We start from the raw sequence: 17,056 nt of genomic DNA, 5'->3' as shown, positions 1-17,056 counted from the left end.
GCTTTCGAGTGCGAACCCCTGTCTTATCCACCGCTGCTGCGCGTGACCATGCAAGGGACACCGTTAAGAATCCTGTTGGATTTTGACCGCTATTATGATGACGATGATAGGGTGGAACTGGCAGAAGAAGCAAAAGCGGAGGACTACTCGCTTTTGTTAATCTCCATGCCGAAGATTGAACAAGATACGGAGTTTACCCCGGATAGGCTTCAAAGCGCACTTCAAGATAACGACCGTACCGAATGGGTCTTCAGCCGTCTGGAAGAACAGTGGAAGCAAAAGTACTACGCTGTAGCGGTTTCGCCCCCGGAGCATGGAACCGGCAACCTGTGCCCGATTTCATTTGGAAAATATAAGGGCAAGTATTCTGCTCGGTGGATCGATTGTGCCCATTGTCATTTCAATGTAGCGCAGCCACCTTGCTGCCTCTGCGTTGCAGGTGCGGGAATTCAAAAGAAAGAAGACTTCAAGAGAGATTTGCAAGATCGGCTATTCGACATCGATAAGATTAGGAGAACGAATGAAGAAGAGATCCGGCTGCGTGAAGAACGAGAAAGATCTTTCGAGCGAAGATCTGTCTATCCTCGTCCAACACCGTATGCTGCTAGGCCTGTGGTCCCAGCCGGTCCTACGCAAGAGGAGCTGGATGCGGAATATATCCGGATCTGCCAGAGCTATGACCCGACCTCTGACGAATGGACAGTGGATCGCTACAATCGGCGATGGATCATGTGTACGGTTTGCGGCCGAATTAAGCAGGATGCGCAGATGTCCTATTACGGTGGCAAGGGAGGTGCAAACCGGGGAGTCTGTGCCGATTGTTCACGAAATGGTCGTAGCTAATCCACATAGCTGGCTTGATATTATTCGCATGATGGTGTATTATTAACTTGATACTTGATAGTTTTACAGCTGCGTACTTTGGCAGCCATTTAGAGGTTCTGCCACGACAGGACCTCTTTGTTATGTGTGAGGTGTCGAGATGGATTATATGACCATAAGCGAAGCAGCAACTAAATGGAACCTATCTAACAGGCGTATTCAAACGCTTTGCTCTCAAGGGCGGATACCGGGCGCAGAGCGTGCTGGTTATTGTTGGCTCCTTCCGAAAGACGCAGAAAAGCCAGTGGATGCCAGAATAAAGAGCGGAAAGTATATCGGTTATTCCGAGAAATATAAGAAACCCGGAAAGAAGAACGCCGCTGATGGGCTGGAGGGTAAATCATGAACGGCCAAGGAAAACTTCTTACTCATTATTTGAAAAACGCGGACAAGCTGATCATTCCTGTCTATCAGCGAAACTATGATTGGCGCGAGGAACACTGCAGGAAACTGTACCAGGATCTTGTTCGTACCATTCGTGATAGAAAACGTTGGCATTTCTTTGGAGGAATTGTCTCTGTTAGCGATCCTATGGGGAGCAGCTCTGACTACCTTGTGATTGACGGTCAACAGCGAATTACGACCGTTTCACTACTCCTTCTGGCTATGGCCAACCTGATTAAGGAAGGAAAAGTAATCCCCGAAGATGACGATCTATACGCACAGATCACAAAAAAGTACCTGGTGGATGAGATCAATCCTCGCAAGCGCAAAGTCAAGCTCAAGCCTATCAAGGGCGACCAGGACGCATACGATCGCCTCTGGGGTGATCCGGCCGATTTTGATCGTTCATCAAATATCACTCAGAACTATCTCTTTTTCTACAATGAGATTCAGAAACAAGCCATTACTATCGATCAGCTTTATAAGGCGGTAGAGAAACTCCAAATAATTGACATCACACTCACACCACCAGATGATGATCCTCAACTGGTTTTTGAAAGTCTTAACTCAACCGGTCTCGAGTTAAATGAGGGCGATAAGATCCGCAACTTTGTTCTGATGGGACTTGACATCGAAGAACAAGAGCGGTTCTATGACAGCTACTGGAACCCCATTGAGAAAAACGCCGGCTATAATAAACAGAACAATTCGTATGATGTAAGTCCATTTATTCGCGACTACCTGAGCGTCAAACAGAAGAAGATCACCGGGATGAAGGATATCTACACCGAGTTTAAGGCATATGCCGAAAAGATGCCCGGTGAAATGGAATCCATTATGAAAGATCTCCTAGGCTATGCTAAGTGGTATAACAAGCTCCTGTTTGGCCATCCAAGTTTTCCTGCGAAGCTGAAGTCGTCTCTTTTCCGCTTGAATCGTTTTGAAAGCAGCGTCACAAGACCGTTTCTGATGGAAGTAATGAGGCTACAGGAAAGCAGCCTCTTAACCTTGGATGAGGTTGCCGAAATTTGCAGAATCGTAGAATCCTACCTTTTGCGCCGTATCATTTGTGACCTACCCTCCAATACACTTGCAAAGGTATTCCTTACAATGAGTTCCGATATCAAGCGATTTGACGGTACCTACAGCAATTTCATTGAAAAAATGAAATATGTACTGACCTCCAAAAAGGAAAAGGCCGCATTCCCTGATAACGAGACTTTTGCAGATTGCCTGCGGACCAAGAATATCTACGCCATGCTCCCGCGTTACAAAGCGTATCTGTTTGAACGCCTGGAAAATGGTGACAGCAATGAATACAAGGATGTCTATGGGCGTCTTGATAGCGGCGAGTACACAATTGAACATATTATGCCTCAGAAATTGACTCCCGCTTGGACTAGTGAGCTTGGAACAGAAGCAGAGACTGTTCATGGAGAGTGGCTGCACTCCTTGGCGAATCTGACTCTTACCGCCTATAACTCAAAATATAGCAATGCTCCTTTCAGCGAGAAAAAAACGATGGAGGATGGGTATCTACAGAGCGGTATCAGAATGACTCAATGGGTTGCGCAGAAAGAACACTGGGGCCTACCTGAACTTGAAGAGCGCTGCAAATACCTTACACAGCAAGCTATGTCTCTGTGGCCCTATGCTGATAGCAGCTATACTCCGCCACAGAAGCAGTATGAGGAAGTGTCGCTGGATGATGATATCACGCTTACCGGTCATAGCATCGTGAAGTACCGCTTCCGTGGTATTGAGCATGAAACAACTTCGTGGGTAGAAATGTACACCGAGGTTCTAAAAGAACTTCATAATGGTAATAAGGCATATCTCAATTACCTCGCCGACGCTGATGATAGCGTAGATCTGTCGATTCAGGTTACCAGATCGCCAGACGAATTCTCCAGCAGTGTAAAAATTGATGATAATATTTATATCTGGACTGGTACCGCGACTCAGTATAAAGTTAATCTGCTGCGGAAGTTCTTCGAGCAATATAAGCAGGATCCGTCCGATCTCGTATTCTTCCTCGATGATAGCAAAGGCATTGGTTCAGATGAAGAAATCGAACGTTACAAGATCCGGCGGAAATACTGGGAGAGTGTCCTTCCATCACTTCAAGAGGCAACGGGTACTTTCCTGAATATCAGCCCATCTAAGAATAACTCTATCATGGGAGCCACAGCTCGCAGTGGAGTTTACCTTTGCTGTGTGGCGAACTATGACTCTGCTCGTGTCGAAATCTATATTGATCAGGGTGATTATCAAAAGAACCGGGCAATCTATAAACGCCTCGAGCAAAACCGGGATGCAATTGAGGCAGCATACGGAAAAAGCCTGAATTGGGTCTGCCAAGATGATGTTAGAGCGTGCAAAGTTTATGATGAGATCAAAGAGGTCAGCATCAAAAATGAGGAAGACAGGCCAGTAATGAGCGCTTTCCATATTCAGCGAGCAAAAGCCTTGCTCGTTGCGACAAAGCAGTTTCTGGCATAATTCTTATATGCATCAAGTTCTGATAATCAGCAACTATCGGAAGTTTGGAGGATAATCGCATGGCAGCAGTCTTATCGAAAAGGCAGATGACTGAAGAGGATATCAAGCTTCAGTTTATTACGCCTGCCATAACAAAAAAGTGGGCGCTTAGTCTCATTACAATGGAGACAAGAATTACAGATGGACAAATCAACTTGAGAGGAAATATGGTCTCCCGCAAGGAAGCCAAGAAAGCAGACTATATTCTTTATTTGAACGAAAGCACTCCAATTGCAATCGTTGAGGCGAAAGATAACAAGCATGCTGTCGGAGATGGGCTGCAGCAGGCAATGCAATACGCCATAATGATGGACATTCCATTTGCCTACAGTTCTAATGGTGATGGTTTTATTGAGCATGATTTCCTCACCGGAGAAGAGCGCAGCATTTCTATGGAGGATTTTCCAGCTCCTGATGCTCTCTATGCGAGATTCAAGGCTGGAGCCAACCATGGAGAAGGGCTCACGCAGCAAGAGGAATCCGTCATTCGGCAGCCGTTCTATTCAGGGCAGAATACATATCCCCCTCGCTATTATCAGCGTAACGCTGTCAATAGGACTCTTGATGCGATTGCCAGAGGTCAAGATCGCATCTTGCTGGTGATGGCCACAGGTACAGGCAAAACCTATACTGCATTCCAAATTGTATATCGCCTTCTAAAGAGCGGAATGAAGAAAAAAATATTGTATTTGGCTGATCGTAACATCTTGGTCGATCAATCAATCCAACAGGATTTTGCTCCGCTCGAAAAAACGATTCATAAAGTCAATTTTGTGAAGGACGATCCTCTTACGATTACCTCGCACGAGATATTCTTTTCACTCTACCAACAACTTGCGGGAAAAGACGATGACGATACAGAAGATGGGGATGAGACTGTCGAACGTCTTGCTCAGCTATTCAGCAAAGACTTTTTCGATCTCGTAATCGTTGATGAGTGTCATCGCGGCTCAGCCAAGAAGGAAAGCAATTGGCGGAAGATCTTGGAGTATTTCTCCTCGGCAACCCAGATTGGCATGACCGCAACCCCGAAAGAGACTAAGTATGTTTCCAACATAGATTATTTTGGCGAGCCGGTATATGTCTATAGCCTGAAAGATGGCATCGAGGATGGTTTTCTGGCGCCTTTCAAAGTCATCAATATAACGACCGACATTGGCGATGGTTGGCGCCCACGGAAAGGTCAACTTGATGTTTACGGGCATGAGATCCCTGACCGAATTTATAATAACAGGGATTATGACTATAACATCATAATTGAAGACCGCATTGTCCAAGTCGCAAAAGAAATAACAGACTACCTCAAAGCGACTGATCGGATGTCCAAAACCATTGTGTTCTGCGCAACAGAAGATGCTGCACTTCGTATGAGAAATGAGCTCGCAAGGCAGAATCCTGATATGATGCAAAAGTATCCCGACTATGTTGTACGCATTACCGGCAACGATACTTTTGGCAAGGATAAACTCGACTACTTCATTTCGGTCGGGTCGAAAACGCCGGTCATTGCAACGACATCTAAGCTGTTGTCAACTGGAGCCGACTGCAAGATGACAAAGCTCATCGTTTTAGACGAGTGGATCAACTCAATGACTGAGTTTAAGCAGATTATCGGAAGAGGCACAAGAATACGCGAAAAAGATGGAAAGACCCATTTTATAGTTATGGACATTCGCGGTGTTACAGCCCTTTTTGCTGATCCTGATTGGGATGGCCCGATTGAAATTGATGAAGATTATGGGAGAGAAAAGCGTGGTCCCTGTCCTCCTGGACCTAAACCAAATCCCGACCCTGACCCAGTTGATCCACCGTATCCACCAGAAGAAAAGCCCATTGTTGATGAAAATGGGTGTCGTGTCCGCATAATCAATAAAACGGTCTCTGTGTATGATACGAATGGGAAACTCCTGCGGCAGGAGAGCATCGTCGATTACACCAAAACGAATATTATTGGTACATACGCTTCCCTCGACAACTTTATTCGGCAGTGGACATCCGAGGAAAAGAAAAAGAAGATTCAAGAATTGTTGGCCAGCAAGGGGATTGACCTTGAAGCACTGAAAGCGGATCAGCATATGAGCGATGTAGATGACTTCGATTTCATCTGCCATGTTGCCTTTGACAAAAAGCCACTTACCAGAAAAGAGCGAGCCAACAATGTGAAGAAGCGGGATTTCCTCAGCAAGTATAGCGGGGTGGCAAGAGAAGTCTTGGAAGCGCTTCTGGATCAGTATATGAATGTCGGAATCTACGAGTTAGAGCATGAAGCTATTCTGACAACTCCACAATTCGCAAAATTTGGGAAGATCCAGAGGATATTCAAGTTCTTCGGCGGCGAGGATAAGTATAACGAAGCTGTCCATGAACTTGAGAATGAATTATATGAGGCGGGTTAATCATGAGTAGTTTAACAGGTTTTGTAAAGCGCATTCGGGACATCATGTGGAATGATGCGGGAGTGAATGGTGACGCTCAGCGCATTGAGCAGATGGCCTGGATCCTTTTCTTGAAAGTCTACAATACAAAGGAAGAGGAATGGCGATATACAGATCGGCCCTATACATCAATTATTCCAGAAGAATGCCGCTGGAATAACTGGGCCGCTGATGATAAGTCGGGTAAGGCGATGACGGGCGACACGCTTCTTGATTTTGTGAATAATAAACTCTTCCCAACTCTGAAGGGGCTTAATGTGACTGCAGCAACACCCATCAAAAAAGCTATTGTCAAGACAACCTTTGAGGATGCGAACAATTACATGAAGGACGGCGTTTTGCTGCGCCAAGTGATCAATATCATCGATGACCTGGATTTGGATGATTACGAGGAGAGCCATGCGTTTGGGGAAATATATGAGTCCATTTTACGGGAACTCCAGAGCGCCGGATCCTCTGGTGAATTCTATACGCCTCGTGCTGTGACTGATTTTATGGCGAAGACAATTAAACCGAAGCTCGGCGAAAAGGTCGCAGACTTTGCGTGCGGCACAGGGGGCTTTCTGACTAGTTGGTTGAATGAACTGAGTAAGCAGGTCGTAACGGCAGAAGACCAGCAGGAGTATGCAACCTCTATTTTTGGGATTGAGAAGAAGCCTTTCCCGTATACTCTGTGCATCACGAACATGCTGCTACACGGTATTGATGTTCCGATGGTGTATCATGACAACTCACTTCTACGGGATGTGCTTGATTATACCGAGGAAGATCAGTTCGATGTAATTCTTATGAATCCCCCTTACGGCGGACATGAAAAAACAGAGGTCAAGAATCACTTTCCTGCAGATCTTGCAAGTAGTGAAACTGCCGACCTCTTCATGTCCGTGATTATGTATCGGCTCAAACAGAATGGCCGTGCCGCTGTCATTCTCCCCGATGGTTTCCTGTTCGGCACTGATAATGCAAAGATTGCAATTAAGGAAAAACTGCTATCTGAATTTAACCTTCACACTATTATACGCATGCCGCATAGCGTTTTTGCACCGTACACCTCTATCACGACAAATATTCTGTTCTTCGATCGGACGCATCCCACGACGGAAACTTGGTTCTACCGCTTGGATATGCCGGAAGGATATAAGAACTTCTCCAAGACGAAGCCCATGAAGCTGGAGCATTTTGCTCCGGCCGTTGAGTGGTGGGACAATCGTGAGGAGATCACTATTGGCGGCTTTGACAAGGCGAAGAAATACTCTGTTGAAGAGCTGAAGGCGCGGAATTACAATATTGATCTCTGCGGCTATCCTCATGAAGAGGAGGAGATCCTTCCGCCGAAGGAACTGATTCTGCAGTATCAGGAAAAACGGGCCAGCCTGAATGCTGACATTGACCGCATCCTTGCCCAGATCACCGATATCCTTGGCATTGACATTACGGAGGAGGCCGCCGAATGACTGCGCAGCAACTGAAAAACTCCATTCTCCTGATGGCTGTTCAGGGCAAGCTTGTGCCGCAGGACCCAAATGACGAACCCGCTAGCGTTTTGCTGGAACGCATCCATGCAGAGAAAGAGCGGCTCATCAAAGAGAAGAAAATCAAGCGCGAAAAGAACCCCTCCGTCATCTTCAAAGGTGCCGATAATACTACTTATGAGAAAATCGGCGATGAAGTGGTCCCCGTGGATACTCCCTTTGATATTCCTGATAGCTGGGAGTGGGTTCAATTTAAAGATTTAGTCGACTATTCGATGGGAAAAACGCCTCCGCGGAAAGAGACGGAATACTGGAGCAACGGTACGCTCCCTTGGGTTTCTATTGCGGATTTGGTTGCGGATGGGACTGTGACTGCAACTAAAGAATGTGTCAATAGCTTTGCGGCTAAAAACACATTCAAAGGAAAAATCAGCAAGGCTGGTACTTTGTTGATGAGTTTCAAATTGACGGTCGGAAAGGTGTCAATATTGGGAATCGATGCATTTCATAACGAAGCCATCATTTCAATATACCCGTTTGTTGATCCCGATAAGATAACCACGATGTTTCTGTTCGCTACGCTGCCGCTCCTCTCGCAAAGTGGCGACACCAAATCGGCAATCAAGGGTAACACACTCAACTCGGATAGTTTGGATGCCCTACTGATTCCGTTACCGCCAATAATGGAGCAGAAGCGCATTTTTGATAAGCTACATGAATTGACCACACCGTTGCTCGATTATGGTGCGGCGGAGCAGAAGGTAACTGAGCTTAATGTGAATTTCCCAGAAGCCCTCAAGAAGTCGATACTGCAAGAAGCAGTCCAGGGTAAGCTGGTACCGCAGGACCCGAATGACGAGCCTGCAGAGGCTCTGCTGGAGCGTATCCGGGCAGAAAAACAGCGGCTTGTCAAGGAAGGCAAAATCAAAAAAGACAAGCATGAATCCGTCATTTTCAGACGGGATAATTCTCATTATGAGAAGTTGGACGGTGTGGAGCGGTGTATCGATGATGAACTGCCGTTTGAAATACCGGAATCGTGGACATGGGTGCGATGGGGATCAATCGCAGAATCCATCCAATACGGGTACAATGCACCAGCAAAGCAGGAAGGGCGCATCAGAATGGTTCGTATAAGCGATATCCACGAAAATACTGTTGCATGGAGTTCTGTCCCGTTTTGTGATATCGAAGATTCTGATATTCCTACATATCTGCTTCAACCCAATGATATTCTGTTTGCACGAACCGGCGGAACGGTAGGAAAATCGTTTCTTGTTAGCGAAGTGCCGTGTAAAGCCATTTATGCTGGATACTTGATTCGTACTCGTTATAGTTCGCTTCTTTGCCCGCAATACTTGAAGTATTTTATGGAGTCCCCGCTATATTGGCTACAGTTAAAAAGCGGGACAACCGCAACTGCACAGCCGAACTGTAATGGACAGACACTGGCAAAGATACTGCTTCCGCTTCCTCCGGCAAATGAGCAATTGCGGATTGTTGAAAATCTTGCCCGCACATTTGCCATAATAGAGAGAATGTAACAACCAGGCATACGCCATAGCCGTGCGTATGCCTGGTTTCCTTTTACCAATCTATGACCTCATCAACGATAGCCCGTTGCTCGGTCGAAGTTTTGCGGAGATAAATGCGGGTGGTTTCGATGCTTTCGTGGCCCATAAGATCAGCGAGGAATGCGATGTCATTGCAACGCTCCAAGAAGCTCTTTGCAAAGCGGTGACGGAAGGAGTGCGGATATACCACCACCGGATCGATACCATACCGTACTGCCAGCTTTTTTAACTGCCCGGAGATTCCTCTTGTGGTGATCCGATCTCCATATTTGTTCAAAAAAATGAAGCCGCTTTCTTGGTGCTTATCGTTCAGCCAAGAAAGGGCTTCATTCTGCAGAGCTTTGGGTATGTATATTCGCCGGAGTTTTCCACCCTTCGAATACAGATCCAAATGCCCCAGCTTGATGTGTTCCACCTTGATCTGTATGAGCTCGCTGACCCGTGCGCCGGTTGCAGCCAGAAAGCGTATTACAAAATACCAAAACAGCTCGTCATCTCGTTTGAGACAGGTTTTGAAATACTCGTAGTCGGCCTCGCTGATGACATTTTCCAGAAAGGCTTTCTGCTGCACTCGTACAAACGGCATTTTCCAGCTCTCTTTGCCGATACTCTCCAGGTAGCAGTTGATTGCCCTCAGACGCAGATTGACAGTCTTGGGCTTGTAATTTTCAATCAACCACACCTTGTATGCCCGCAGGTTCTTTTTTGTGATACCGTCGTACTGCGAGCTGTATTGCCGAAGGGCAAAAAGGTACGAGGATATCGTGTTTTCTGAGAGGTTTGTGCCTCTCAAGTGTCTTTCGAATTCTTCTATCATAGTGAAAGACCTCCTTTCACCATGATATTATACCGTGTTCCTTTTACAGCCCTTTGACCAGCGGGAGCAACTCTTCAATACGCTGGACAATGCGGTTCTGTTCAGCTAAAGGGGGCACCGGTATATACATTTTGTCCCATAAGCTACGATTCAGAATAGGGGTTGCGGTTCCACCCGCACTTTCTTTCATAGCGGACAGAAACGCAAATGAGGTGAGGACAGCAAATACATACTTGCTGGATGCGAAAATCGGAGTTATGGCGTTGATTTGCTGATTGAAAGTAACCTCGGATATCGATAAGGCTGCTTTTCCAATAGAGCCACCTATGCATACCTGAAGAATACTGTCAGCAGGGCATACTCTTGCAACATTCTTGCCTACTTCGGAAAGTCCTTGGTTTGTATAGTCGATGCTTCCATCAGCTATGTCACCCGGTGTTATGAAAGGTATATAGTCGCCCCGGTACTCTGGGTGGGCAGTCGATGGCGTGTTTCCGGTTTGTGTATATCCAAGAGTATTCAATCTTGTCCATATCCATGTATCGGGTATCTCGAAAGGCAGTTTATCATCAATGCAACGCTCTGTACCGTCCAACTTCTCATAATGAGAATAATGAGTTTATGAACATAGCGAATTGCAGAGACTTTCGAGTTCACGCACTTTCTCGACTATGCGTTTTTGCTCCTCTAATGGCGGGAGCGGCAGAATCAGTTTCTTGAATATTTCGAATGGCGGTATGTTCTTTATGGCGGAACCCTTACTGCTCTCTTTTGCCGTCTGTTTTAGGACATAGTCGAAATACAGGAGAAAGTAATCCAAGTCTATCGGCGCAAAAATTGTCATTCGCATAAGAGCCTGATTTATAATGCCAAGCTCAATCTGCTCTGGTAGGACATAAGTTTCCCCGATGGTTCCTGCACAGCTAACAAGAATATCACCCGGCTCGACTGTGAAACTTCTCATTTTTGATTCGTAATATTGGCGGGTAATATAATATGTTCCGAGAGTGTGGTCCTTCTGAATAGCGTTCTTTTGCTCATACACTTTTACTGTATCAGCACCCTTTGGTACGAACATACTCTTGGTTAAGCTGCTGCCGAAGGGTCCCTTTCTATAGATGCCTATGTCGTCCAACCTTATTAAAGCCCAAGAGGGCGGCACTTCAAATGGTATCTCATCGTCGATGCAAACCTCTTCTGAGCCACGCTTTTCATAATGAGAATTATCCCGTCTGAAAATGACGGATTCGTGTTTGTCCTTTTTAATTTTTCCTTCCTTGATGAGCCGCTGTTTCTCCGCCCGAATACGCTCCAGCAGAGCCTCTGCAGGCTCGTCAGACGAGTCTTGCGGTACCAGCTTGCCCTGGACGGCTTCTTGTAGTATCGACTTTTTGAGGGCTTCTGGGAAGGTTGAATTTAGGGCCTCGCTTTTTTGGTACGCCACGTCGTATGCAGAAACAGCAGAAGCAACCTCATCAATCTTCTCAACGATACGCCGCTGCTCCTCAAGTGGGGGTATTGGTACTAATAGAGAGGTCATTGTTTCTGTGCCGACTCTGGGCATCTTCACTCCATAGGTGATGCTGTTAATGAGATTATCGACATAAGGGGATTTCAGATAATTGACGATGTAGCTCGGATCGATTCCACCGTATACACGGAATGGTACGATTTCCGGCGTACAAATGCCGTCATCTGGGGCGACAAGAATTTTCAATAGATATGGGCGTAGCTTGCTGTAGAGAATGTCACCCTTTGTAAATACGGTCTTATCACCAACTGCTTTGCGTTCACCGACTGTTTTATACTCTAAAAGTCTGCCGCCCTTTTCGATGTCCTCTAAATCCAGTCCCCAAATCGAAGGATCGGCACTTGTTGCATTTACTTTTTGCTTTGTTTCTGCATAGGACGAAATATTGCCTAACCGCACCCACTCCCACGAATCGGGGATGTCGAACGGCACCTCATCTGCCAGCGACCGCACTTCATCACCGATTTTCTCATAAGTAGTATTATAAGAAACTGGACATTGCTTGAAGAAAAGCATATTATTTGATATTATAAAGAAAATAGGAGTCTTGTAATAGAAAGGAGCACAGCATGGCAAAGCAGGAACTCTCTCTTAAACAACAATACCAGCGGCTCACGCAGGCCAAGGCGCAGGCAACCCGGAATGGACAACCTACCCCTAAGCTCGATAAGAAGATTGAAAAGATGAAGGCAATGATGGGCAGCACCGTACAGAAAGTGCCGGCTGCAAAACCATCTGCCAACAAGTTCGTGGACTACAAGGGTGTCAACAAGCTGCCCATGCAGGGTGGTGCCTTCACTCCAAAATAAGATTTGCCATAAATTGTTCATCGCACGGAAAGAACAGGATAATCTTTACAAAAGTCGAGGACTAATGGTGAAGTGATGTTGCAATGCTGCAGCACGGCACAGAGCCACACAGCTTGGGATTGCGGTTATCGATCTGTAGGAGCTGAAGAGTGGTCAGTTGGCGAACAGATTAAAGGTCATCATGATAGCGCAGTAGTAGACGGGTCTCATCTCCCTCGATGACCCAGAACATATCAAATAAAAATGACACGCCCCAAAAGTGAACGCCGATGTTTTGGCGCACTCTTGGGGCGTGTTTTTCATGTTCAGTTCAGTCCGTCAAAAGGTATGCCTTTTGACATTACTTTTTCTGGCGTTTAAGCTGCTTTTTGAAAAGATTCTTCATCACTTCTTTGCCTTTATCCGTACCGATTAGAGGAATAAAACATATTTCATTCAAGGAAACGAGGATTGTCTAGTTGATCGGACGGTCTTGCTGGATACATGCCTTCTTCGTTAGATAATCTCTGAATAGGAAATGGAGTACTCAAATAGCCGCATCTGATCGTCAGCCTTGACTTTTTCAATGAGATCTTTTGTCGGATCATTCAAACATATTATGCCAAATACACGCTGTCCTTTGACTGCAACATCTTCCTCAATCCAATCGATATACTCTCGCGTTTGTGCATAAGCGTCATCATAGCCAGAGTCCTTTTTCAACTCGATAACATACAGGTCTCCAGCGGTATCAATCCCAAGGATATCAAGCCTGCCATTCCTCAAAACAAATTGCCTGCCATAGACACCTCGCTTCTGATATATACGGAGCGGCATCCCAAATACAGGAATGCCAATTTCCATCCGCTGCACCAGTTCATCTTCGAGAAGCTTTTCGCTGGAGAATTGCTGTTTTTTTACGCCGATGTCTACGATCGTTTCCGCCTCAACATCAGTAACGGCAGGCTCTGGGACAGCGATTTTTACTTTGCCAACTGGCTTTTCAGCCCTCTTCTTCAAATCCTTTGAGACAAAACGCTCATGCTCTTGGATGACTCTCTGAGCCTCTCCATTCTTGCCTTGGGCGAGAAGGGTTCGCACGAGATTATTTGCGGCATAGCGCACATCTCGATTCTGCCGCAGGCAGTCTTCAAATACGCTTTGGGCTTCTTTGAATTTCCTCTGTTTATACAGCGAGTACCCTAGATTATTTAGGGTATTTTCGCCGACAGGAAGAGCCTCAAGTGACTTCCGATAGTATTCTTCTTCCTTGAGACAGTCCTTTTTCTTTCCGTAGCACCATGCCATCCAGAAGTAGACGGTGCCCTCAAGGAAAATGCGAGATGTGGGTTTTCCATCTTCAAATTGCTCAAAATATGAGAGTGCATTTCCCAACATCTGCATATTGTAGTAGGTATATCCGAGGAGTTCTTTTGCTAACAGGATCTTCGGATTACACTGTAAGACCTGGGTAAGTGACTCGATGATGCTCTCATTCTTAGAGTCATAATACAGGTGATCCAGAGCAGCACACATTTCAGGGATTCCTGCTTCAACATCGTCTCTATCCAGCATTCTTCCTATGGCGCTCCACATACCGGGAAAGCCCTCTTTCAGTGGAACCACCAGAATGTATGTGAAATCCTCAGCTGTGAATATCCCAGACTCTGTTTTGAGGCTTTTGATTTTTTCATCTAGGTAAGCCGACAAGTACTGAAGAACATTCTCTTTCTTTCCGGATACCAAATCAATAATGGCGTAGTACAGCAAATTGTATGGATCCGATCTATCGAGTCCATATACCATTTTCTTGAATTTTGTATATAGTGGGTCATCGACCAACTGCTTGGTGTCCATCTCGGAATACCTGTAGTAACCCGAAATAAGTGCGTCCAAAAGTAGATCACAGTAAAGGGACTCCAACCCACCTTTGTGTTCAGAGGGAGCTGCGTTCAATATTTGGTCGCAAGAAGAAAAATCTGTTGAATTATCAAGTAGAGTCTTGTCGAATTGCGCGAGAAGATTATCGGCTATTTTTTGAAGGGTGCTATCCGTTGCCATTGCAATACCTCCATGGTGATGATTCTGTGCTCATATTGTACCGTTAATGGCCGGAATTGGCAAGTCAATGCATTTTGACTAATACGTTGTTCCTGTGTATGCACAAATACCTCCTATTTTCGGAAGTACGCCGCCTGCCCCCAGGGGATCCTAACACGGTTATTGGTGAGCAGCCAGAGCACAGGTATGCCGGATGAGGCCTCATATTCCGGGAAATCGCTTTTCCCATCTGTCATGATGACGATTTCTGAAGGAACATTGTCAGACATATGTTCCCGAACATAATCAAAAATGCACTGGAAACTTGTCCCGCCTCCGCTATATGGCTTCAGTTGCAGCAGGTTTTCCGCACTGGTAATGGGAACTACCCGTCGGACTTCCGAATCAAAGAAACCGATGGAGCCGCTAAGCATCCCGCCGAATTGCTCAATAGCTGCGCAGATCTCGGCGGCGGCCATGGCCACTTCCTGATCTTTCAAAGAGGCAGAGATATCAACCATGAACAAAACATTGAGCCTGGGCGTTTCAGACTCGTTGTAATCCGGCAGAAAGAAGTCCAGGTCCTGCAGCCTGCGATCGGGAGGGGTAAAGCTGTAGTCCCTTGTTTCGTCCATGATAAAGTGGTTCAAGAGAGATTGCCAATCGTGAGTCGTGATTTTCGATCGGTGAAGGACGCGCTCACAAAGGGTGCTACTGTCATAGTTTTCTGCATCGCGGTCCTTTGAACCCCGGATTTCCCGAATTGCCTCTTTGAGATTCGCACTCGGGCGTGTTGTATACTCGAAGATGAGATCGTCCAGTTCGTCATCATCATCTGCTTCCGGGCGATATACTTCAGGCATCTCCTGCTTGCGGAACCCTTTGCACACTCGCTCGATGATTCCTCGAATGCGCTCAGATGGAATTAGGTCATCGGGATCAGGGTCATCCGGGCTGAGAATCAGGACCCCATCCTCGGTGCGGGCGTTCGGCCTATCCCACCACTCATCTGAATCCAGCAGGAGATTGCGGCGCTGCGCATCACTCAACGTGGAAGGATCCAAAGGTGTCATCTGAAATGCCTCGTAAGGCGTCAACTCGCAGCCTTCAACTTTGGGATAAAAAGTCTCATGGTGGATCTCGCCGATTCCAGGGAGCTTGTCATCCGTGAAGTCATACCGGATAAGCGAGGAGTTGACAACGATATTGCAGGCAAAGTGAAAACGGTCACCTTTATAAAACTGCGGGCGTGAGAGATGCCCTAACCGGATATGCATGAGCTGGTGGCAGAGCGCAAAATCCAAGCTGTTGTCGTCGAGCTTTTCCAACCAGCTCGCGTCAAAGTAGATGCAACTCCCGTTTGTTGACATCCGGCGCACATCCACATTGGTGACAAACAACATCTCTACCAGCGGCGCCGCCAACTCCGGCTCCCGTGTCAGAAGCCGATACCGGGCCTCCTGGAGTTTTCTTTTGAGCTTATTGATTCGCTTATCAGTCATTTCATGCCTGCCTTAACCGCATCCAGGTATATTGCGTTTTCTGCAAGAATGGGGCGGAGCTTAGGGATGAGCTGATAATCATGGAGGAGGTTGGTGCGGAAAGTCCAAGGAAGATCACAAGCGAATACTATAGAGTTGTTGATGAGCTCCTTTCCCGGATGCTGACGCGCATAGGCGACCATCTCAGCCCTAAGGGCCTCCTGCATTTCCGGAGACTTCTCAACAGCAGTCTTTTTCCCGGCGAAGATGTCTTCGATTGAAGGCAGGTTTGAAAACAGAGTGCACCATTTCGCAAAATTGTAAGTTACGCTTGCCCCGATACAGCCGGATATCAAAGGCTGAATTGCGTCCATGTTTTCTGAGATATTGGTAAGGATGTTGCTGACCATCTCCCAGGAACGAGGTGTTGGAAAAGCCAAGGTGGATTCAGGGCTATCGGAGCGCATGAGAGCGGTTGGGTTATACTCCAGAAAACTGGTGACAAAGCGGTGAATGCCTGATTTGACAGCCCAGTCGTGCCAGGAGTCAGGATCGCCCTTCACAGTAATGTGCAAGAGACGGTTGGCTAATGCGCGTGGCATATTATAGGCAACGGATTTATCGGTAACGCGGTTGCCAGCGGCAATGACGATACAGTTCTCCGGCAGCTTATGCTCACCAATAACGCGATCCAGCGTGATCTGATAGGCAGCGGCCTGCACCGACTGCGGTGCGGCGGTGATCTCGTCTAGGAAGAGGATGTTGATCACATCTTCACTTTCATCCATCTGGAAAATCTGAGGCTTCAGCCACACCGATAGGGTTTTATCCGCGTTGGTCGTCGGGATGCCTCTGAGATCTACCGGGTTGAATAGCAACAGGCGTACATCTGTGATGGAAACCTTTTTTCCGGTCTTAGCCTGGATGTTGCACGCTATCTCACGAACACCCTGGGATTTGCCGATACCCGGAGGCCCCCACAGCATCACGGAGGGAAAAGATTTTAGTGGGGTACCGTTTTTGATGAGCTTGATATAGGCCCGGGACAATAGGCTCACAATCTGATTCACATTCAGTAAGGTCAAATTGGTTTCGTTATCAGTCATTTCTC

Annotated in this window: 13 protein-coding genes; 7 read left to right on the top strand and 6 right to left on the bottom strand. The window is 46.6% G+C overall.

Features of this window, described 5'->3' with window-relative positions:
* Window positions 1–111: 111 nt before the first annotated feature.
* The 6 genes from NE584_RS02955 to NE584_RS02930 all read left to right on the top strand — a co-directional run bounded on the left by NE584_RS02955 (window position 112) and on the right by NE584_RS02930 (window position 9,258).
* The gene (locus NE584_RS02955) at window positions 112–843 is read left to right on the top strand and encodes a hypothetical protein (RefSeq protein WP_256181715.1); all 732 of its coding nucleotides are present in this window, start codon (window positions 112–114) and stop codon (window positions 841–843) included.
* Between the two features lie 139 nt (window positions 844–982).
* Window positions 983–1,228, top strand: a complete 246-nt coding sequence (locus NE584_RS02950) for a helix-turn-helix domain-containing protein (protein WP_256181714.1) — start codon at window positions 983–985, stop codon at window positions 1,226–1,228.
* Window positions 1,225–3,768 carry a DUF4268 domain-containing protein gene (locus tag NE584_RS02945; protein WP_256181713.1) on the top strand — a complete coding sequence of 848 codons (2,544 nt, stop codon included), beginning with the start codon at window positions 1,225–1,227 and terminating at the stop codon, window positions 3,766–3,768. The genes NE584_RS02950 and NE584_RS02945 overlap by 4 nt, the downstream gene beginning before the upstream one ends.
* A 59-nt stretch (window positions 3,769–3,827) precedes the next feature.
* Window positions 3,828–6,203, top strand: coding sequence for an EcoAI/FtnUII family type I restriction enzme subunit R (gene hsdR / locus NE584_RS02940; protein WP_256181712.1), 2,376 nt, complete (start codon window positions 3,828–3,830; stop codon window positions 6,201–6,203).
* 2 nt (window positions 6,204–6,205) lie between these two features.
* Window positions 6,206–7,696, top strand: coding sequence for a class I SAM-dependent DNA methyltransferase (locus NE584_RS02935; RefSeq protein WP_256181711.1), 1,491 nt, complete (start codon window positions 6,206–6,208; stop codon window positions 7,694–7,696).
* A complete protein-coding gene (locus NE584_RS02930) occupies window positions 7,693–9,258 on the top strand; it encodes a restriction endonuclease subunit S (RefSeq protein WP_256181710.1) in 1,566 nt (521 codons plus the stop codon). The genes NE584_RS02935 and NE584_RS02930 overlap by 4 nt, the downstream gene beginning before the upstream one ends.
* A gap of 43 nt (window positions 9,259–9,301) precedes the next feature.
* Here NE584_RS02930 and NE584_RS02925 read toward each other — a convergent pair whose 3' ends face one another.
* The 3 genes from NE584_RS02925 to NE584_RS02915 are packed head-to-tail and all read right to left on the bottom strand — an operon-like array spanning window position 9,302 to window position 12,152.
* Window positions 9,302–10,105: a tyrosine-type recombinase/integrase gene (locus NE584_RS02925; RefSeq protein WP_138308469.1), complete on the bottom strand. Its 804-nt coding sequence runs from the start codon at window positions 10,103–10,105 to the stop codon at window positions 9,302–9,304.
* A gap of 43 nt (window positions 10,106–10,148) precedes the next feature.
* The gene (locus NE584_RS02920; protein WP_256181709.1) at window positions 10,149–10,700 is read right to left on the bottom strand and encodes a restriction endonuclease subunit S; all 552 of its coding nucleotides are present in this window, start codon (window positions 10,698–10,700) and stop codon (window positions 10,149–10,151) included.
* A gap of 24 nt (window positions 10,701–10,724) precedes the next feature.
* Window positions 10,725–12,152, bottom strand: coding sequence for a restriction endonuclease subunit S (locus NE584_RS02915; RefSeq protein ID WP_256181708.1), 1,428 nt, complete (start codon window positions 12,150–12,152; stop codon window positions 10,725–10,727).
* A 53-nt stretch (window positions 12,153–12,205) separates the two neighbouring features.
* Here NE584_RS02915 and NE584_RS02910 point away from each other — a divergent pair, with 53 nt between their 5' ends.
* Window positions 12,206–12,445 carry a hypothetical protein gene (locus tag NE584_RS02910; RefSeq protein ID WP_118624278.1) on the top strand — a complete coding sequence of 80 codons (240 nt, stop codon included), beginning with the start codon at window positions 12,206–12,208 and terminating at the stop codon, window positions 12,443–12,445.
* 495 nt (window positions 12,446–12,940) lie between these two features.
* Here NE584_RS02910 and NE584_RS02905 read toward each other — a convergent pair whose 3' ends face one another.
* The 3 genes from NE584_RS02905 to NE584_RS02895 form a co-directional block, all read right to left on the bottom strand.
* Complete coding sequence (locus NE584_RS02905; protein ID WP_108979741.1) at window positions 12,941–14,485, bottom strand: tetratricopeptide repeat protein; 1,545 nt, start codon at window positions 14,483–14,485, stop codon at window positions 12,941–12,943.
* A gap of 113 nt (window positions 14,486–14,598) precedes the next feature.
* Window positions 14,599–15,966 carry a VWA-like domain-containing protein gene (locus NE584_RS02900; protein WP_108979740.1) on the bottom strand — a complete coding sequence of 456 codons (1,368 nt, stop codon included), beginning with the start codon at window positions 15,964–15,966 and terminating at the stop codon, window positions 14,599–14,601.
* The gene (locus NE584_RS02895; protein ID WP_119347312.1) at window positions 15,963–17,051 is read right to left on the bottom strand and encodes an ATP-binding protein; all 1,089 of its coding nucleotides are present in this window, start codon (window positions 17,049–17,051) and stop codon (window positions 15,963–15,965) included. Before NE584_RS02895 ends, NE584_RS02900 begins: the two co-directional genes overlap by 4 nt.
* Between the last annotated feature and the right edge of the window lie 5 nt (window positions 17,052–17,056).

This window comes from Clostridium sp. DFI.5.61, assembly GCF_024462915.1.
GTDB lineage: Bacteria > Bacillota > Clostridia > Oscillospirales > Oscillospiraceae > Lawsonibacter > Lawsonibacter asaccharolyticus.
Note: the sequence above shows the minus strand (reverse complement) of the source record. Positions and strands in the feature narration are given on the sequence as shown.